Annotated in this window: 1 protein-coding gene; it reads right to left on the bottom strand. The window is 36.3% G+C overall.

Translation table 11 applies throughout. The features are described from left to right. Positions 1-524: hypothetical protein (locus IE212_RS34620; protein ID WP_190201953.1), on the bottom strand; the 524-nt coding region annotated here is incomplete at its 3' end. Between the last annotated feature and the right edge of the window lie 21 nt (positions 525-545).

Raw genomic sequence — 545 nt, forward strand, 5'->3', positions numbered from 1 at the left:
TAATGGGTAGTATATTTAGGTACTTCGATGTAATAGGTATATTCTTGCAATTCAGCACACATATCTTTAGCAGCCTTATGTACTTTTAAAACATCTTGATCTGTTTTCAGATGTTGATGAATATGAGAACAAGCTAACTGATAAACATCTGTATAATCCTTTACCAAATCCAAAGAAGCAATCCATTCATCTGCAGTAGGGTCAGCACCAGCAGTACCCAGTGTACCATTGAACATAGTCTCAGTACTAGTGGCTTCTTTACCTCCAACTTGGATAGTTAGTGGATTCTCAGTTTGGTCAATTGAAGTCTGAAGCCAAGCTACCAGGTTTTCGAAAGACTTAATCTTATCGGTAGTGGTTACCATCTTAGGTTCCAGGTATGTAGAATTACTAGCAAAGTTGCTTAAAGCCAGGTAATCTACAGAAGTTTTATTCTGAGCATCCTTAGTTTTATAAGTAATTACCGGACCTGATTCCAGGATGGAACCATTGGCATCATATATGTTATAAAAGATGGTATTCATTGATTTAGAAAAACCTACTTT

Origin of the sequence: Streptomyces djakartensis, assembly GCF_014651075.1 — a bacterium.
Lineage (GTDB): Bacteria > Actinomycetota > Actinomycetes > Streptomycetales > Streptomycetaceae > Streptomyces > Streptomyces djakartensis.